We start from the raw sequence: 18,180 nt of genomic DNA, 5'->3' as shown, positions 1-18,180 counted from the left end.
CTCGGGTGACCTTCTCGATCGTGGGCCGCTCCGCTGACGGCCGGCAGCACGGCGTCGCCGTGGCCAGCAGGTTCCTCGCCGCCGGGGCGCTGGTGCCGGCCGCAGCGGCACAGGTCGGCGCGCTGGCCACCCAGGCGCACGTCAACCTCGCCTACCGGGAGCAGGGGCTGGCGCTGCTGCGTACCGGGGCAACCGCCGCCGACGTGGTCGCCGGTCTGGTGGCCGCCGACCCAGGGCGCGACGACCGTCAGCTCGGCGTGGTCGGGACGGGCGGCGACGGGGCGACCTGGACCGGCCCGGGATGCTACGGCTGGGCCGGCGGCCAGGCCGGGGACGGTTGGGCGGCCCAGGGCAACATCCTGGCTGGCCCGCACGTCATCGACGCCGTCCGGGACGCCTGGCTGGCCGGGGCGGCGCTGCCGCTGCCGGCCCGGCTGCTCGCCGCGCTGCGCGCCGGTGACGAGGCCGGGGGCGACCGGCGGGGCCGGCAGAGCGCCGGCCTGTTCGTGGTCGAGCGGCGCGGCGGGTACGCGGGCACCGGCGACAACCTGGTCGACCTGCGAGTCGACGACCATCCCGATCCGGTGGCGGAGCTGGGCCGGCTGCTCGACGCGCACACGCTGCTGTTCGGCAGGCCGGACCCGGCGACGCTGCTCGACCTGACCGGCCCGCTGGCCGGGGAGGTCACCGCGCTGCTGGCCGCCGCCGGGCATCCGGTCGGGGCGGCCGGGGTGTACGACGCACTGGACTCCTGGGCGGGCGTGGAGAACCTGGAGCAACGCCTGGTTCCCGGCCGGATCGACCCGATCGTCCTGGCGCACCTGCGCCGCGCCGCCCCCGACAGCGTCTGACCGGAGCCCGGCGATCCCACCGCCCTGGCGCTACCCGGGCCATGCCCAGGCGGGCCAGGCCGGTAGCCGCCGAAGGCGGGCCAGCGCACCCCGGCGCCGGCGAGCACAGCTCGTTCCCGGCCGGTGAGCGGCACCCGGCCACTGGCCCCACCAGTCCCAGCGAGGTATCCGGCGGCGTCCACCTCGGCGACGCCGGGGGCCGGCGCGGCGAGCATGCCGGTGAGGCGGCCGGCTCCGGTGCTGACGTGGGCGATCAGCTCCCGTACGGTCCAGGGCGGGCATCCGGTGGGCCGGTCCAGGTCGGCGGGGCTCAGGCCGCGCAGGACCGCGCCCAGCGTCGCGCACTCGGCGCGGAACGCCGCCCGTACCGTCGGCATGGCCCTCCCCCGCGTCACCGGCGAACCCTCTCACGGGCCGTTTCGCGCCGTCCCCGGCGGGTAGGCGCGCCCGGACGAGGAGAGGGGCGCCCAGAGATGGCCGGCATCATGCTGCGCAGCACCGGGTTCACCGATCATGACCAGTTGCCGGGACGCTTCGCCCGCGACGGTGGGAATGTGTCGCCGCCGTTGCAGTGGGCCGACGTCCCGGACTCGGCGCGGGAGCTGGTGCTGCTCGTCGAGGACCCGGACGCGGGACGGGAGCCGTTCGTGCACTGGCTGGTCACCGGCATCACGCCGGACTCCGGCGGGGTGGCCGAGGGCGCGGTGCCCGACGGCGGGCGGGAGTGGCCGAACGGGTTCGGCGCGTCCGGCTGGGGTGGCCCGCACCCGCCGCAGGGCGAGGACGCGCACCGCTACTTCTTCCGGCTGTATGCGCTGGGCCAACCGCTGGAGCTGCCCGCCGCGCCCGCCGTAGGCGACGTGCACCGGGCACTGGACGGCCGGGAGATCGCCAGCGGCACCATGGTCGGCACCTACCGCCGCTGATCCACGCGGGTCAGCCCTTGATCCGGGGGACGAGCCGGTGCACGACGGCCAGCAGCAGCGCCGCGACGATCGCCATGGTGCCGGCGATACCGGCGGCGCTGCCGGCGTAGCCGACGAAGAGCGAGCGGCGGCCCATGCCCTCGGGATCCAGCCGGGGCAGGTCGACCAGCCAGGACAGCGCCAGCGCCGACGAGACCACGGCCAGTGCGCCGGCCAGGCCGAGCACCACGGCGGCGACGCGGTGGGCGTCGGCCGCCTCCACCTGGGCCTGTTCCCGCTGGGTGACCAGCAGCAGCAGGCCGGCCAGCGCCGCCCAGACCCCGACCACCAGGAACGCCGCCACGGCGTCGCTCGGGCGGTGCCAGCCGGCGGACAGGGTCGCCACCCCGGCGATGGCCGCGTATCCGGCGCCGACGAACGCGCCGAGCACCCGCACCGTGGGCGGGAGCACCAGGATCAGCGCGAGGGCCACGGACGCCGCCACGGCGGTGTGCCCGCTGGGCAGACTGTTGCCGGCGGCGGTCCGCTCGGGGTCGATGCCGAACTCGGGGCGCACCAGGGCGTGTTTCAGCAGTTGGGTGGTCACATTCGCCCCGGCGATCAGCAGCGTGGCGGTGATGGCCAGCGCGACCCGACGGCGGATCAACGCGATGAAGCCGATCACCGCGGTCGCCACCAGCAACGACAGCGCCGACATGGTGTTGAGGATGCGGTTGACCGGCGAGGCGATGGTGTCCTGGCCGATCTGGTTGCCGGTCAACGCCACCGTGTCGAGCCACTGGCCGAGCTCGGTGTGCAGAGCGGCCCGCCACAACACGACGAAAGCGGCCGTCTGGGCCAGGGCCAGTACGACCAACCAGACTGCCGTCCAACCCCTCGCCGTCGCACGCACCCGCACACCGTAGCGGCACGCCCGGGAGCGCCTCCCGGTGGCCCGCCGGCATCCTGGCGTTAGTTTGGGGCGGACCGACAGGAGGTTACCGGTGACCGCCACACCCACGCCCGAGGGGCCGTCCACCCGTCCGGCGCTTCCCGCCGACCGCCCGGAGTCGCTTGCGGACCTGCTCGGCGGCCGCCGGGGCGCGGTCGACGCCACCCTGCCGCCGGTGGCGTTCGCCGTCGGCTGGCTGGTCACCGGCCACTCGCTGCTCGGCGGGGTGGCCGCCGCCGTGCTGGCCGGCACGGCCGTGGCGGGGTGGCGACTGCGCCGGGGGCACCGGCCGCGCTCGGTGCTGATCGGCCTGCTGGCGGTCTGCGTGGCCGCGCTGATCGCGTTGCGCACCGGGCGGGCCGCCGACTTCTTCCTCATCCAGGTGCTGTCGAACGCGGCCAGCGCGCTGGCCTGGATCGTCAGCATCGTGGTTCGCTGGCCGCTGCTGGGCGTGGTGGCGGGTGCCGCGTTGCGCCAGCGGGGCCGGTGGCGGCGCGATCCGGCGCTGCTGCGGGCCTACTCGCGGGCGAGCTGGGTGTGGGCGGCCAGCTATGTGCTGCGGGTCGCGGTCTTCGTGCCGCTCTACCTCGGCGGGCAGGTGGTGGCGCTGGTGGTCATGCGGGTCGCGCTGACCTGGCCGCTGGTGGCGGCGGCGCTGGCGGGAAGCTGGCTGGTGATTCGCCGGTCGCTGCCGGCCGGGCATCCGGGGCTGCGGCACCCGGTCACCGCGCCCGCCCCGCCGTCGGCCGCGACGGGCGCTGCCGGGAACACGGCGCGGTTCTCCCGGGAACCCGGCGGGCCGCCGGATGAGCGGCGGGCCGGAACGTGAAGGAAGAGGACGGGACGTAAAGGGAGAGGCCGCCACGGGGGGAGCGGCCTCTCCGGTCACGTACGTTACTCCGTCGGGGACCGTCTCGTGATACCTCGACGGCCAATATTTTTCCCAGCATTTTCGCGGCAAGTTCGGCTTCGGGCGGTGGGACGGGCCGGCTGGTCCGCTGCGTCGGCCGGGCGGCCGGCCCGTCCCGGCCCGACCGTGGGGAGTCAGGCCGTCCGCCGGCCGGGCTCTCAGTTCCCCCGGGCCCGGCCGGACTCCGGGTGGGCGGGCCGCGCCGCCCACCCGGAGGATCAGGGTCACCCGTTCGGGAACAGGTTTCCGTAGTCGGCGTACGCCATGGCGACGTCGGCCTGGGCCCAGAACCGGTGGTAGTTGAACGTCGGCTCCGCGCCGCCGTTGAGGTATGCCTGCACCTTCGGCCAGTCGGGGTCGTTCTTGTAGAAGGACCGGATGTCGAGGAAGCTCTTGCCGGCGGCGATGGCGTCGCCGTTGGGCATCTTCCCGGTCCAGCCCGACGGGACGTAGAGGCCCTGGCCGGTGCTGGCGTCGTAGACGTCGTCGAAGCGCTTGTAGTCGCCGCGCTTCTCCGGCTTCGAGACGCCCTTGGCGTCGCTCGCCGCGTACAGCGCGTCGAGCAGGCCCTTGGCGGTGGTCTTGGCCGCCGCGTTGCCGGACTTCGCGGCGTACGCGATCAGGGTCCGGGCGTAGGCGGCGGCGACGCCGACGTCCTGGCCCTTCACGGTGACCTCGACGTGCAGGTTGGTGTTCGGCTGCGGGCTGGCCGGGTTCCAGTTGGTGGGCTGGCCGGTCCACTTCATGTCCGACGGGATGGACCAGTTGGTGCCCACGGTGGTGTTGGCGATCGCCCACGGCACCCACTTGTCGAGCAGGGCCTTGGCCTTCGCGTTGCCGGTCTGCAGGTACAGCTCGGCGATCCGCTGCATCGACCACGCCTGCATGCCGAACCACTGGTTCGACGGCGGGTCGTTGTAGACCGGATCGACGTCGTAGTACATGCCGTAGAAGGTGGCGGTGCCGGCCGGCGGCTGGGCGTAGCTGCCGTCCCAGCTGTTGGTGGCGCCACCGGCGATGCCGCCCTCGGCGGACTGGAGCCAGGTGTAGAACTCCAACTGCCGGTCGAGGCTCTTCTGCCAGTCCGCGACGGCGGTCGGGGACTGCGGCTTGAGCTCGGGCACGTTGGTCAGCGCCCAGGCTGCGAAGGGGTTCTGGTAGCCGAAGTGGTTGTGGCTGGAGCCGATGCGCCACGACCAGTTCTGGTTGGCCTCGTACGCGCCTCCCCAGGCGTAGTACCAGGACATCAGGTAGTGCGCCGAGTCCTTGCCGGTGCCGGCCGGGCAGGCGGAGGCCCCGACGCAGTTGCCGATCTTCTTGAAGTACTTGTCGAACATCGCGTACCGCAGGTAGTCACCCATCTTCGCGGCCTTGGCCACGGTGGCGGCGACGTCGGCCTGCTTGCCCTGCGCCTTTGCCCAGGTCAGGGCCCAGTACGCGGCCTGCACGGCGCGGGCGTCCGCGTCGGGGGCGTTGGTGTACTTCCACTGCTTGGCGGGGGCTGCGGACTCCTTGACGAACAGGTCGAGGTAGCCGTACTGGCCGCCGTGCTTGAACGTGTCGCAGGACGGCTGCGGCACGGTCTCCCACACCGACTCCTGGGTGCCCCGCTGGAAGGTGTTGATGTACGCCGGCTTGGTGGTGCCGTCGCCGCAGCGGCCGTAGCGGTAGGTGTTGTCGACGTCCAGCAGCCAGTGCATGCCGTAGATGTCGCCGGTGCCGTAGGTGGACTGGAGCTCCGCGCGCAGCGGGTCCACACCGACCGGGACGGACGCCTCCAGGGCCGAGGGGTACTGGCTGGGCAGGTTGTGCTCCGCGGCGTACTGCGGGGTGCCCGCCGCACCGGCGGTCGGCTGGTCGGCGTGCGACGGGATGATGTACTTCTCCATCACCGTCCAGGCGTTGTTGAACGGGGCCCAGTTCTGGGTGACCCGGCCGTACTGGGCCTCCAGCCAGAGCCAGAAGCTGAACGCCTCCGAGGTGGTCTCGTGGCCGTGGTCGGGCGCCTCGACGATCAGGGTCTCGACCGAGTGGTACGGCACCCCCTCGGGGCTGAAGTAGCCCGAGTTCTTGATTTTGCCGTACTGGTCGAGGAACCGCGTGATGTAGACGTTGTCCCCGCCGGGGACATCGTTGTCGATCTCCGTGACGGTGACGGCCAGGGGGGCGAGGCCGGTGCCGGCGGCGGTGACGGTGGCGGTGCCGCCGGCGGTGTCGGAGTCCTCGGCGGCGGCCACGGTGACGGTGACGCCGGTGTTCCAGTTGGCCGGCGTCAGGGTGACGGAGGCCGGCGTGACGGTGACGTCGGCGTCACCGGTGCGGGTCAGCGTCACCGGGACGTTCGCGCTGGGGGCCGCGCTGAGCTTCAGGTTGAACGCGGCGGTGCCACCCTCGTTGACGCTCACGGCCGACGGGGTGGCCACCAGCCTCGGGCCGGAGGCCGCGGCGACGGTGAACGCCTTCTCGGCGACGGCGATGCCGTTGGCGTTGTCGTAGGCCTTGGCCTGGACGGTGTAGCTGCCGGCCGGCAGGTCCTCCAGGGTGTAGCCGTACGGCGCGGTGGTGTCGGTGTTGACCAGCAGCCCGTTGCGGTAGAACTCGACCTTGCTGATCGTCCCGTCGGGGTCGCTGGCGGTGGCCGTCAGCGGGACGTCGGCCGGGGCCTCGAAGGGCCCGGTCGGCACGTCGAGGGAGACGGTCGGCGGCTGGTTGGAGGGGGTGCCGTTGCAGGCGACGCCGTTGAGGGTGAACGCCGTGGGCTTCGGGTTGCTGCTGGAGTAGCTGCCGTTGAACCCGATGGTGGTCGACGCCCCGGTGCCGAGGCTGCCGTTGTACGACTCGTTGGTCGCGGTCACCTCGCTGCCCGACTGGCTGTACTTCGCCGACCAGCCCTGGACCACCCGCTGGGTGCTGTTGGGGAACGTCCACTTGAGCGCCCAGCCGTTGATGGCGTCGCCCAGGTTCTTGATGGTGACGTTGGCGGTGAAGCCGCTGCCCCAGTCGTTGGTGGCGTAGACCACGTCGCAGGCCGGGGCGGCCTGCGCGGCGCCGGCCGGCAGGGCGACCCCGCCGACGACCAACGTGGCGGCGGCGAGCATCGCCGTTCGGCGACGTCTTGCCATGAGTCTCATGTGCGCGGTGTCTCCTCGGACCAGGCCGGGGCCGCGGGGCCCCGGCGGAGACGCCTCCACGTGCTGCTCGCACGGGGGGACGGAGGCGCTCGGGATGGTGGTCGATCCGGCCCGGCCGGGTTCGCAGGACGGTGGCGCCGGCGCCGGCACGCAGCGTCTGTCCGTCCTCCTGGGGTGCCGTCCGGAAGACCCGGATGCCCTCGGCGACCCGCGCTCACGCGAGCTGGCTCCTTGTCGCGGTGTTCGACAGTGTGGCATGGAAGCGCTCCCACAACAAGGAGCGCTCCGCAAGAAGCAGTTAGATGTTTCGATCTCGTTAGGGGTCTTTCACAAACCCGTGACGGGCGTTACAGTCGCAGCATCGCCGATGGGAGCGCTTCCATCGACGGAGATCCACAGATATGTCGACCGGGGTCGTCGTCCGCGGCGGTCTCGGCACACCACCCGAAGGCTGACGGCGGGCCAGCCCGGACGCCGCCGCCAGCCACCACCCACCGGCAATGGAGGGAGGTAGAACCAGAGCCACTCGCGTGGCCCGGCTCCCGCGCGACACGCACGGCAGGACGCCAATTCCACTCGTGCGTGTTTGCATCAAAGGTGGGGACGGGGGTTGCCCTCCTCCGTCCCCACACTAAACCCCCTGCCACGATGGGAAAAGAGGCCGACGGGTCAGGCGTCTCACGCCACCCGGCCGGCCTCGCTCGCTGTCGGCGCACGTCGGCGGACACCTCACCTCCCCCGACCGCCACCTCGGCAGCGCCTCGGTCCTCCCCCGCGTCCGCGCACGCTGGCCGCGCGGACCGTTCCGCCCAGACCAGAGCCGACCGCGCCCGCGGGCGCGGTCGGCCGCCCCCGCCTGCCTTATGCTGGGAGCGCTCCCGGCCGGTTGCGGCGGGCACCCACCACAAGGAGAACGCCCCATGTCGATGCTCACCCGGCAGCAGCTGAACAGCCGCGCCGCACTGTCCGCCACCGCCAGGGCCGCCGGCGCGGGCCCGCACGCCGGCGCCCCCGCGACCACCGGCGGCCCGGCCGCCGGCCGCGGGACCGGGTCGGACCCCGACGCCCAGCCGACCGGCGGGCCCCGGGGTGACCTGCGCTTCCCCACCGGCTTCGGTTGGGGCGCGGCCACCTCGGCGTACCAGATCGAGGGTGGCGCCAAGGAGGACGGCCGGGGCGAGTCCGTCTGGGACACCTTCAGCCGCGCCCCCGGCCGGACCCGCAACGGCGACACCGGCGACGTGGCCGCCGACCACTACCACCGCTACGCCGACGACCTCGACCTGATGCGCGACCTGGGGCTGCGCAGCTACCGGTTCTCCATCTCCTGGCCGCGCATCCAGGCCGACGGGACCGGGGCGCCCAACCAACGCGGCCTCGACTTCTACCGGCGGCTGGTCGACGGGCTGCACGAGCGGGGCATCTCCCCGATGGCCACCCTGTTCCACTGGGACCTGCCGCAGGCGTTGCAGGACGCCGGCGGGTGGGAGAACCGGGACACGGCCTACCGGTTCGCCGAGTACGCCGACGCGGTCTTCCGAGGCCTCGGTGACCAGGTGCCGGCCTGGCTGACCATCAACGAGCCGAAGACCGTGGTGCAGAACGGCTACCTCATCGGCCACCACGCCCCCGGCTTCCAGAACCCGCAGGCGGCATACCTGGTCGCCCACCACCTCCAGCTCGCCCACGGGCTGGCCGTGCGGGCACTGCGCGCCACCGGCAGCACCGGGCGGATCGGCCCCGCGCTCAACCTGCACCCCTGCTACCCGGCCGACGACAGCGCTGAGGCGGGCCGGGCTGCGCACCTCTACGACGGGTACGAGAACCGCCTCTACCTCGACTCGATCCTCAAGGGCAGCTACCCCGCCGACGTGCTCGACGACCTCGGCGCCGACAGCTGGATGGCCCGGGGCATCGCCGACGGCGACCTGGAGACCATCTCCTCGCCGATCGACCTGCTCGCCGTCCAGTACTACACGCCGTACTACGTCACCGGCGACGGCGGCACCGTGACGCGCTGGCCCACCTCGCAGGCGGACTGGCAGCAGATCTACCCCGACGGCATGTACGACATCCTGACCCGGATCACCCGGGACTACGGCCCCGTCCCGCTGACCGTCACCGAGAACGGCCTGCCGCAGGCGGACACCCTCTCCGCCGACGGCACCGTCGACGACAACGGGCGGATCAGCTTCCTGCGCGACCACATGGCCGCCGCGCACCGGGCCATCTCCGAGGGGGTGCCCCTGGAGAGCTACCACGTCTGGTCGCTGCTGGACAACTTCGAGTGGGCCGAGGGGTACGACCAGCGCTGGGGCCTGATCTACGTGGACTACCCGACCCAGCGCCGGGTGCCCAAGCGCAGCGCCCACTGGTACCGCGAGGTGATCCGGGCCAACGGCCTGTAGCCCGAGCAAAGCCCCACCGGGCGGGAGCGGCACGCCCCGCGTCCGCCCGGTGGGCGTCCGGCCCGCCCCACCCGGCGGGACCGGGCGGGGCGGGCCGGGCAGGCTCAACGGGGCAGCGCCTGCTGAAGCTCGGCCCGCAGCGCCGGGGTGAGCATCTCGCCGGCCTGCTTGGCCAGCCGGGCCATCTCGTAGCCCACCACCCCGATATCGGCGTCGCCCCCGGCCAGGGTGGCCAGGATCGAGCCGTCGCGGATCTGCATCACCAGGAAATAGCCGCGGCCCATCTCGACCACCGTCTGCTTGACGATGTCGCCGTCGAACATCTGCGCCGCACCGGCGGTAATGCTCATCAGGCCCGATGTCACTGCGGATAGCTTGTCGGCCTGGTCGCGGGGCAAGTGGTCGGAGATCGCTACCAGCAGCCCGTCGGACGAGACCACGATCGCGTGTGCCACACCGGGCACCCGCTGCGCGAACCCGCTCACCAGCCAGCTCAGGTCCCGGGCCTCCTGGCTCAAGGTCATCACTGTTGTCCCCCTTCGGTGGCGCCGCCGTCCGGCGGCAGGAAAATCTCGGTGGTCTCCTCCGCCTCGGCCCGCCGAACCCCGCTGTACAGCCGGGACAGCATGCCGCCGACGGCGTCCGGGTCCGGATCGTGGCGCGGGGTCTGTTGCTGGGGCCGCGCGGGCTGCGTCACGGCGGACAACTGCGCCATCGGTACCCGCATCGGCAGTCCGCGCTCGTTGATGCCGCCAGTGACCGGCACGGCCGGGGGCGCAGGGGCCGCCGCCGCGGTGCCCGCGGTCGGATGCTGCCGCGACCACCAGACGTCCCCGACGGGCGCGGGTCGCCCCTTGGCCGGGGCCAGCACGTCTTCGGCCCGGACCGGCACCGCCCGGGGCTGCCGTGGCACGATCCCGCTCCGCGGGCGTCGACCGGCCACCGGCAGCTCCTCCGGGTCCGCCGCCCCGGCGACGTCCGACCGCGCCGAAGCGGCCGCGCCGGCGTGCGCCGCGGCGGCCAGGTCCGACCGCGAAGTGGCGACGACGCCCGTCGGACGGGCCCCGCCGGGCAGCGTGGTGCTCAGCATCCGCCGGGACGGGAGCAGGCCCAGCTCCGCCGGTGCGGCGGTGGTGAGCAGGGCCGGCGGGATCCGGACCAGGGCCACCAGACCGTCCTGGCGGGGGTGCAGACGCACCTCGATCGCGTGCCGGGCCGCGAGGTGGCTGACCACGAACAGACCCATCCGCTCGGACGCCGCGACGTCGGCGGCCGGCGGAGCGGCCAGCACCGCGTTCGCCTCGGTCAGCGCGGTCGGGGTCATACCCAGCCCCTGGTCGGTGATCTCCACCAACGCGCCGAGGCCGTCGGGCCGGACGATGACCTGCACCATGGTGTCCGGCCGGGAGAACGCGGTGGCGTTCTCCAGCAGCTCGGCGAAGAGGTGCACCAGGTCACCGATGACGTGCCCGACGACGTGCAGGTCCGCCACCTGCTCGCGGTGCACCCGCTGATATTGCTCGATCTCCGCGCTGGCGGCCAGCAACACCGCGCCGAGCCCCACCGGCCGGTTCCAGCGCCGGGTCGACTCGCTGCCGGCGAGCACCAGCAGGCTCTCGTCGTTGCGTCGCATCCGGGCGGCGAGGTGGTCGAGCTTGAACAGGTTCTCCAGCTGGTCCGGGTCGCTCTCGTCGCGTTCCAGGCCGTCGAGGAGCTCCAGCTGCCGCTCCACCAGCACCTGGCTTCGCCGGGCCAGGTTCACGAACATCAGGTTGACATTGCGGCGCATGGTCGCCTGCTCCACCGCGACGCTGACCGCGCTGCGGTGCACCGCGACGAACGCCTCGGCCAGCTCGCCGATCTCGTCCAGCGAGCGGACCACCGCCGGCGGCACCTCGATGTCGGACACCCCGCTGTTGACCTGCCGCAGCCGTTCCAGGGCCTCCGGCAGTTCGATCTTGGCGATCCGCAGCGCCTGACCGCGCAGCAGCTGCATCGAGCGGGCGACGGACCGCCCGATCACCACCGAGATCAGCAGGGCGACCAGCAGCACCGCGCCGATCCCGCCGACCACCAGCAGGGTGGTCCGCAGCTGGTCGGCGCTGGCGTCGTCGGCCCGGTTCACCGCGTCGCCCAGGACGCTGGCCTCCAGTCGCCGCAGCACCTCCTGGCGGCGCTCGCTGGCCGCCCACCACTGGGCGGCGGGCAACGCCCGCGGCACGGAGCCGCCGATGGGTAGGGTCTGCTCCTCCAGCCTGATGGCGGCGCTGAAGGCCGGGTCCGCCGATGCGGCGTCGTACCGGCGGATCTGGTCGCTGGTGGCCGTCACCCGGAACGCGCCGAGCGCGGTGAGCTGCTGGGCCCGCAGGTCGGTCAGCGCGACCTGCTCCTCCACCCCGTAGCGGTCGGCGCGGGCGGCGGCGTAGAGCTCGGCGCGGACCCGTGAGGACAACTCCTTGACCCGGGCCAGGTGGACGTAGCGCAGCACGGCGTCGTTGAGCGCCCGCTGGCTCTCCCCGGGCGAGGGCTGGGCGAGCAGCGTCAGCAGCGAGTCGACGGCCCGGTGGTAGTGGGCCAGGATGTTGTCGCTGGCCAGCACCGCCGGGGGCACCGCCGACCGGATGTAGATGATCTGGTCGTACGCCTCCAGCACCTTCGAGTACGCGACCCGCCAGGCCGCGTCGGCGTCGGCCAGCGGGCCGGCAGCCCGTCGCAGGTCCGCCACGGCGTCGTCGCTGGCGGACTGCGACGGCTTCAGCGCCGCGACCGCGGCGTCCCGGTCGGCCTGACCACCCACCCGGCGCAGCCCGGCCAGCTCGCCGGCGGTGCGATCGCGTTCCTGCTGGAGCTGGTGCACCGCGGCGGTGATCTCCCGCCCGATGCCCACCTGCTCGGCGAAGTCGCTCAGCGCGGTGGTCTGCCCGACCAGCCCTCGGGTCTGCACGCCGGCCAGCACCAGGAAGGCCACCGAGGGAATGACGAGCACGGTGACGAGCTTGGTTCCCATCCGCCAGTCCCGCAGGCGCAGCGGAGAACGGCGACGGTGCACCACGACACGGACGTCGAATCGACGACGGCGGTTCGACCCCCCACTCCCCGCCGGGTCGGGACCTACGCCCACGCATGCCTCCTAGGTCCCTCGCGTCCGCCGCACCGGGGAGCGGGGTCCATCAAACCAGTCAGGACGGCGCTGTCAACGGGGTCACCTGAGCGATGGCTCAGGAAAGATACCGAGAGTCGCGCGGACCTGACAGGGCCGGTGAGGCAGTCTCATCCGTCCGGCCGATGTGCAGGAGCGCAACCGGCTCGTCCAGCCGCCCGAGCGCCACCCGGGCGGCGCCGATCGCGCCGATCTCCGGATCGGACTGGTAGCGCACCAGCCGGGGCGCCAGGGTGACGGCGAACGACCTGCGCCACCACTCGGAGGCCGCCATCGCTCCCCCGCCCAACACCACCTCGACCGCCCCGTCCACCGTCGACTCCAGCTCGGTGAGATCGGCGGCGACCAGCCCGCAGACGCTGGACATCAGGCCGGCCAGGATGTCGACCGCGCCGATGCCGAAGCTCAGCCCCCGCAGCGTCCCGGCACCGGCCGGGGCGTGACCGGGCGGGCGGTCCCCACCGAAGCGCGGGTTGGTCTCCGGGCCGCCGCCCGGGGGGATCCGGGCCAGCGCGGCCTCCAGCTCAGCGCCCTCGGGCAGCCGCAGCTCGCGTCCGGCCCAGGCGAACAGGTTCCCCCCGCAGGAGTACGCGGCCCCGGTCACCACGTGGTCGTGGTCGACCCGGTACCGCCACAGCCCGTGCGGCAGCGGCGACAACTCGCCACCGGCCGGCACCCGCTGCAACAGGCGCACCGCCGCCGAGGTGCCGACAGTCACCGCCACGCGGGACGGGTCCACGCACCCGGAGCCCACGTTCGAGGCCGCCCCGTCGCCCACCGGCGGCGCCCAGGGTGCGTCGGCGAGCTGCGGCCAACGACGGGCGTGCTCCGGCCGCAGCCGGCCCCGCCAGTCGTCGGGGGCCAGCTCGGGCAGCCGCCCCGGGTCCACGCCGGCGAGCTCGCACGCCTCGGCGTCCCAGGTCAACGCGTGCAGGTCGAGCAGCCCGGTGCCGGAGGCCTGGGAGACCGACATCGGCGCCGTGTCCAGCAGCGCGTGCAGCACGTATTCCACCAGGCCGACGAAACGGGCCGGCGGGGTCGAGGAGCGCTGCCGCAGCCAGGGCAGCCGCACCGACCAGTAGCAGCGGTGCCACCAGGTGCCGGTGCGCTGGTGGTACGCGGCGGGGTCCGCCGGTCCGGCCGAGGAGGCCGGCGGCTCGGGGCGGGTGTCCAGCCAGGTCAACACCGGCCCCATCGGCTCGCCGGAGCGGTCCACCGGCAGCACCGAGTGCCACTGGGCAGAGGCGGCGACCAGGCCGACGTCACGCAGGTGACCGCCGGCGGCCAGCTCGTCCAGGCACTCGGCGAGGCAGGCCAGGTAGGCGGGGCCGTCCAGGGTGCCGGCGCCGTCGTCGTCCACGGTGAGATGCACCTTGCGGCGGGCGAGGGCGCCGGGCAGCGGAGCCGCGTCGGCGTCCAGCACGAGGCCGCGCACGGAGGAGGTGCCCAGGTCCAGGGCGAGGATGTTCATCGTCGATCACCGTACCCGCAGGTTGGCCCGCCGGCCGGCCGGACCGCGTCGCCGCAGGTGGCTGCCGGCTGATCCCGTAAGCCGGGATCGGGTTCCCGGGAGGTGGCCCGGCGCGTAGGGTGATCGCATGCTCGCGCATCCGACCTGCTGGTGGCCCGCCGACCCGGCGGCCCACCCCCGCGCGTAGCTTCCCACGCGGCCGCCCCACGAGGCGGTCGCCGGTGCTCCCCCGGCCCAGGGCCGCCCCCGACGGCGGCCCGGCCCCCAGGAGACCCCGAATGACCCGCCCGCACGACCTGCTCTCCGCCGTCGCCGACGGCGTCGACCCCGGCCCCTTCGCGCTCGTCCGCCGCGAGGGCACCGACCACCTGGAGCTCTTCACCGGCACCGTACGCCCCGTCGACCGGCTCGCCGACGTCCCGCTGCCCGCCGGTCCGGCCGGGCCACGCACCCTCGCGCTGGTGCCCTACCGGCAGATCACCGAGCGCGGGTTCGCCTGCGTGGACGACGGCGCCCCGCTGGAGTGCCTGGAGATCGCCGAGCACACCCGTTTGTCCCTGGCCGACGCGCTCGCCGCCCTGCCCGACGCCCCGGTGACCACCACCGACGCCGGGTTCGACATCGCCGACGCCGAGTACGCCGACACGGTCGCCCGCGTGCTGGCCGAGGAGATCGGCCGGGGCGAGGGGGCGAACTTCGTCATTCACCGCGCCATGCGGGCCACCGTGCAGGGTTCCCCACTGGTTGCCGCGCTGGCCGCGTTGCGCCGGCTGCTGCTACGCGAGCGCGGCGCGTACTGGACGTTCGTGGTGCACACCGGCACCCGCATCCTGGTCGGGGCCAGCCCGGAGCGGCACGTCAGCGTCGACGACGGGCTGGTCATGATGAACCCGATCAGCGGCACCTTCCGGCACGGCGGGACGGTGGACCGGGCGTCGCTGCTGCGGTTCCTCGCCGACCCGAAGGAGGTCGACGAGCTGTACATGGTCCTCGACGAGGAGCTGAAGATGATGGCGCGGGTGGCCGAGGGCGGCGGGCAGGTGATCGGCCCGTACCTCAAGGAGATGTCCCACCTGGCGCACACCGAGTACCTGCTCGCCGGGCGGGGCTCGATGGACGTGCGGGAGGTGCTGCGGGAGACGATGTTCGCCCCCACCGTCACCGGCAGCCCGATGGAGAACGCCTGCCGGGTCATCGCCCGGCACGAGGCGACCGGGCGGCGCTACTACGCGGGGGTGCTTGCCCTGCTGGGGCGCGACGAGAACGGCCGGCAGACCCTGGACGCGCCGATCCTGATCCGTACCGCCGAGATCTCCCCCGCCGGCGAGTTGCGGGTGCCGGTCGGTGCGACCCTGGTACGCCACTCCACGCCCGAGGGCGAGGTGGCGGAGACCCACGCGAAGGCCGCCGGGGTGCTGGCTGCCCTCGGCCTGCGCCCGGACGCCCCCGACCCCGGCCCGGGTTCGGCGCACCGGCTGGCCGACGACCCGCAGGTACGGGACGCGCTGGCCGCCCGCAACGCGCCGCTGGCCCGGTTCTGGCTCGACCAGCGGCCCCCCGGGGCGGTGGCGCTGCCCGGACTGGCCGGCCGCCGGGCGCTGATCGTGGACGGCGAGGACACCTTCACCGGCATGCTCGCCCACCAGCTACGCGCCCTCGGGCTGACCGTCGAGCTGACCCCGTGGCACTGTCCCGTCCCCGACGACGGGCACGACCTGGTGGTGGCCGGCCCCGGCCCGGGCGACCCCCGGGCGGTGGGCCAACCGAAGATGGCCGCCCTGCGCGACCTGCTCGCCGGGCGGCTCGCCGACGGGGCGCCGACCCTGGCCGTGTGCCTGAGCCATCAACTCCTGGCCGGGCTGCTCGGGCTGCCGCTGCACCGCCGGGACGCGCCGTACCAGGGGTTGCAGCGGGACGTGATGATCTTCGGCGCCAGCCGGCGGGTCGGGTTCTACTCCACCTTCACCGCCGTCGCCGGCGCCGACCGGGTCGCCACCGCGTACGGGCCGGTGGAGCTGGCCCGCGACCCGGTCGACCACGCGGTGCACGCGCTGCGCGGGCCCGGCTTCGCCGGGGTGCAGTTCCACCCCGAGTCGGTGCTCAGCCGCGACGGCATGGCGGTCCTGGCCGACCTACTGGGGCACCTGCTGGCGGTCCCGCCGGGTCGGTCGCCGATCGCCGTCCACCCCCGGCCGGCGGCGCCGACGCATGGGCCGGCAGATCGGGGGTAGGGATGACGACGACCGGTGGTGCGGACGGGCCGAGAGCCCCCGTCCGCGCCGCCGGTCCCCCGGGCCGGTCAGCCGGCGGCCAGGCCCCGCTTCAGCGCCGCACCGATCCGCACCGCCCGCTTCGCGGTCAGCGCGGTCGCGCCCAGGGCCATGGCGTCGGGCGGGATCTCGCCGTTGTTGCTGGTGTGCGACGCGCCGTACGGGTTGCCGGCGACGAACTGGCTCGGGTCGGTGTAGCCGGGGGTGACCACGATGCCACCCCAGTGGTAGAAGACGGTGAACAGCGACAGCAGCGTCGACTCCTGCCCACCGTGCGACGTCGCCGTCGAGGTGAACGCGGAGTAGACCTTGTCCGCCAGCGCGCCCTGGGCCCACAGCGGACCGGTGGTGTCGATGAACTGCTTGAGCTGCGCGGCGATCATGCCGTACCGGGTTGGCGCCCCCATGATCACCACGTCGGCCCAGGTCAGGTCGTCGGGCTCAGCCTCCATGACGTCCTGGGTCTCCAGCCGGTGCGCCTGCCACCCCGAGTTGGAGCGGATCGCCTCGTCCGGAGCCAGCTCACGCACCTTGCGCAGCCGGACCTCCGCGCCGGCCTCGCCGGCGGCCTCGCACGCTGCCTGCGCCATCTGATACGTGATGCCGGTCGCGCTGTAGTAGATCACCGCGACCTTGATCTGGCCGTCCATCAGATGTTCCCTCCTCGATTCGGGCCAACTTCGGCGCCTACCCGGTGGTCGCGACGTCAAACGCCGGGGGCGGGGCCCCTCGGGAGGACGCTGCGGGGGCCACTCCGGCCGGACGGCCAGGGCGGACCGAGCCCGGCAGTCAGTCCTTCAGCTTGTAGCGCAGGTCTTCCACCCGCTGCTCCAGCCGGTCGACGGCCTTCTCGTTGTTGACGAAGGTGCTGATCCCGGCCACCAGTGCGAGCCCGAGCAGCACCGCCAGGGCGCTGAGCACCAGCCCGCCGATGGCCACCCCATGGCCGGTGACCCCGGGTCGGCGGGACATCTTCAGCCCGACGATGCCCAGGATCACCCCGATGATGCCCAACAGCAGCCCGACCCAGGCCAGGATCGCGGTCAGCGTGCTGAACAGCGCGGCGACCCCGAACACCAGGGCGAAAGTGGCTGCGGTGCTGGTCTTGGCCCCGGTGCCGGCATGGGCCGGTCGCCGGCCGGTGGTCGTGCCGGCACCCCGGGCCGGCTCGTTGGACGCGGTCATCCCACACCTCGCTCTCGTCACGATAATCCCGCCGGGGCTTCCCCACTGCGTCGCCACTCATGCCGCGCCGACCCGCCGGATCCGCCGCCCCGGCGTTCGATCGGCCCGCTGCTCCTATCCACCGCGGTCCCGGGGAATGTGCTTCCCGTCGCTCGGGTAGCCACGTCGTGACCACGAGAGGAAGGACAAGTCATGCGACTGACCGAACAGCAGATCCGTTCGCTGTACGGACAGGATGTCCAGGACCGCTCGGGCGCAAAGGTGGGCAGCGTGGGCCAGGTGTGGGCCGACGCCGTCGGCGAGCCGACCTGGGTCAGCGTCAAGACCGGGGTGATGGGCCACCACGAGTCGATGGCCCCGCTCGACGGGGCCCGGATGGAGCAGAGCAAGCTGCTTCTCCCGTACGACAAGGCGACGGTGCGCAGCGCGCCCAGCGTCGAGACGGGTACTGACGAGCCGCTCGACGCCGACCAGCTCAACCAGCTCTACGCGCACTACCAGCTCCAGCAGCCGAGCCCGGCGGACCGACAGCCAGCGGACCGGTCGGAGGTCACCCGCTCCGAAGAACGGATGCGGGTCGGCACCCGGAGCGAGCCGGCTGGCATGGCCAAGCTGACCAAACACGTCGTCACCGAGGACGTGCACACCACCGTCCCCGTGGAACACGACGAGGTACGGGTCGAGCACGAGCCCGTCGCGGCCGGCGACCGTGGCGCCCGGGCCGACATCGGCGACGAGCAGCGGGAGATGCAGCTGCGCGCCGAGCGGCCGGTGGTCAGCAAGGAGCAGGTCCCCGTCGAGCGGGTCCACCTGACCAAGGACGAGGTGGTCGAGGACCAGCCCGTCGATGAGCGGCTGCGGCGGGAGCAGGTCGACGCGAACGTGCCGGAACCGGCACGTCGGCGACGCTGACGCGCGACGGTCAACAGCCGACAGG

The 18,180-nt window shown here is 73.5% G+C and carries 13 protein-coding genes and 1 pseudogene; 6 read left to right on the top strand and 8 right to left on the bottom strand.

All coding sequences use genetic code 11. The features are described 5' to 3' along the window. Positions 1-5 precede the first annotated feature (5 nt). Positions 6-851, top strand: coding sequence for a DUF1028 domain-containing protein (locus SNR22_RS06140; protein ID WP_320065479.1), 846 nt, complete (start codon positions 6-8; stop codon positions 849-851). A gap of 164 nt (positions 852-1,015) precedes the next feature. Here SNR22_RS06140 and SNR22_RS06135 read toward each other — a convergent pair. Continuing rightward, a pseudogene (locus SNR22_RS06135) lies at positions 1,016-1,228 on the bottom strand (maleylpyruvate isomerase N-terminal domain-containing protein); the annotation flags it as partial. A gap of 96 nt (positions 1,229-1,324) precedes the next feature. Here SNR22_RS06135 and SNR22_RS06130 point away from each other — a divergent pair. Continuing rightward, positions 1,325-1,777: a YbhB/YbcL family Raf kinase inhibitor-like protein gene (locus SNR22_RS06130; RefSeq protein WP_320065478.1), complete on the top strand. Its 453-nt coding sequence runs from the start codon at positions 1,325-1,327 to the stop codon at positions 1,775-1,777. A gap of 10 nt (positions 1,778-1,787) precedes the next feature. Here SNR22_RS06130 and SNR22_RS06125 read toward each other — a convergent pair whose 3' ends face one another. Further along, entirely contained in the window at positions 1,788-2,675 is an 888-nt protein-coding gene (locus SNR22_RS06125; protein WP_320065477.1) for a phosphatase PAP2 family protein, read from the bottom strand. An 85-nt stretch (positions 2,676-2,760) separates the two neighbouring features. Here SNR22_RS06125 and SNR22_RS06120 point away from each other — a divergent pair, with 85 nt between their 5' ends. Next, complete coding sequence (locus tag SNR22_RS06120) at positions 2,761-3,537, top strand: DUF3159 domain-containing protein (RefSeq protein ID WP_320065476.1); 777 nt, start codon at positions 2,761-2,763, stop codon at positions 3,535-3,537. A gap of 305 nt (positions 3,538-3,842) precedes the next feature. Here the strand turns inward: SNR22_RS06120 and SNR22_RS06115 are convergent, their stop codons facing one another. After that, positions 3,843-6,740 carry a glycoside hydrolase family 48 protein gene (locus tag SNR22_RS06115; protein ID WP_320065646.1) on the bottom strand — a complete coding sequence of 966 codons (2,898 nt, stop codon included), beginning with the start codon at positions 6,738-6,740 and terminating at the stop codon, positions 3,843-3,845. A 929-nt stretch (positions 6,741-7,669) separates the two neighbouring features. Between SNR22_RS06115 and SNR22_RS06110 the strand changes: the two genes are divergently transcribed. Then, complete coding sequence (locus SNR22_RS06110) at positions 7,670-9,157, top strand: GH1 family beta-glucosidase (RefSeq protein ID WP_320065475.1); 1,488 nt, start codon at positions 7,670-7,672, stop codon at positions 9,155-9,157. A 104-nt stretch (positions 9,158-9,261) separates the two neighbouring features. Here the strand turns inward: SNR22_RS06110 and SNR22_RS06105 are convergent, their stop codons facing one another. The 3 genes from SNR22_RS06105 to SNR22_RS06095 all read right to left on the bottom strand — a co-directional run bounded on the left by SNR22_RS06105 (position 9,262) and on the right by SNR22_RS06095 (position 13,788). After that, positions 9,262-9,675: a roadblock/LC7 domain-containing protein gene (locus tag SNR22_RS06105; RefSeq protein WP_320065645.1), complete on the bottom strand. Its 414-nt coding sequence runs from the start codon at positions 9,673-9,675 to the stop codon at positions 9,262-9,264. Between the two features lie 5 nt (positions 9,676-9,680). After that, a complete protein-coding gene (locus SNR22_RS06100) occupies positions 9,681-12,164 on the bottom strand; it encodes an ATP-binding protein (protein ID WP_320065474.1) in 2,484 nt (827 codons plus the stop codon). 211 nt (positions 12,165-12,375) lie between these two features. After that, complete coding sequence (locus SNR22_RS06095) at positions 12,376-13,788, bottom strand: FGGY family carbohydrate kinase (RefSeq protein ID WP_320065473.1); 1,413 nt, start codon at positions 13,786-13,788, stop codon at positions 12,376-12,378. Between the two features lie 278 nt (positions 13,789-14,066). On the opposite strand from SNR22_RS06095, the gene SNR22_RS06090 reads away from it, so the two are divergent. Next, a complete protein-coding gene (locus tag SNR22_RS06090; RefSeq protein WP_320065472.1) occupies positions 14,067-16,019 on the top strand; it encodes a chorismate-binding protein in 1,953 nt (650 codons plus the stop codon). Between the two features lie 68 nt (positions 16,020-16,087). Here the strand turns inward: SNR22_RS06090 and wrbA are convergent, their stop codons facing one another. Together wrbA and SNR22_RS06080 are read right to left on the bottom strand one after the other, a co-directional pair. Then, the gene (wrbA, locus tag SNR22_RS06085; RefSeq protein WP_320065471.1) at positions 16,088-16,708 is read right to left on the bottom strand and encodes an NAD(P)H:quinone oxidoreductase; all 621 of its coding nucleotides are present in this window, start codon (positions 16,706-16,708) and stop codon (positions 16,088-16,090) included. Between the two features lie 139 nt (positions 16,709-16,847). After that, positions 16,848-17,243, bottom strand: coding sequence for a DUF4190 domain-containing protein (locus tag SNR22_RS06080; protein WP_320065470.1), 396 nt, complete (start codon positions 17,241-17,243; stop codon positions 16,848-16,850). A 192-nt stretch (positions 17,244-17,435) separates the two neighbouring features. Here SNR22_RS06080 and SNR22_RS06075 point away from each other — a divergent pair, with 192 nt between their 5' ends. Then, positions 17,436-18,155 carry a YsnF/AvaK domain-containing protein gene (locus tag SNR22_RS06075; protein WP_320065469.1) on the top strand — a complete coding sequence of 240 codons (720 nt, stop codon included), beginning with the start codon at positions 17,436-17,438 and terminating at the stop codon, positions 18,153-18,155. The last annotated feature ends 25 nt before the right edge of the window (positions 18,156-18,180 follow it).

Source organism: Micromonospora sp. RTGN7, assembly GCF_033804645.1.
Taxonomy (GTDB): domain Bacteria; phylum Actinomycetota; class Actinomycetes; order Mycobacteriales; family Micromonosporaceae; genus Micromonospora.
This window is presented reverse-complemented; position numbering and strand designations above follow the sequence as displayed.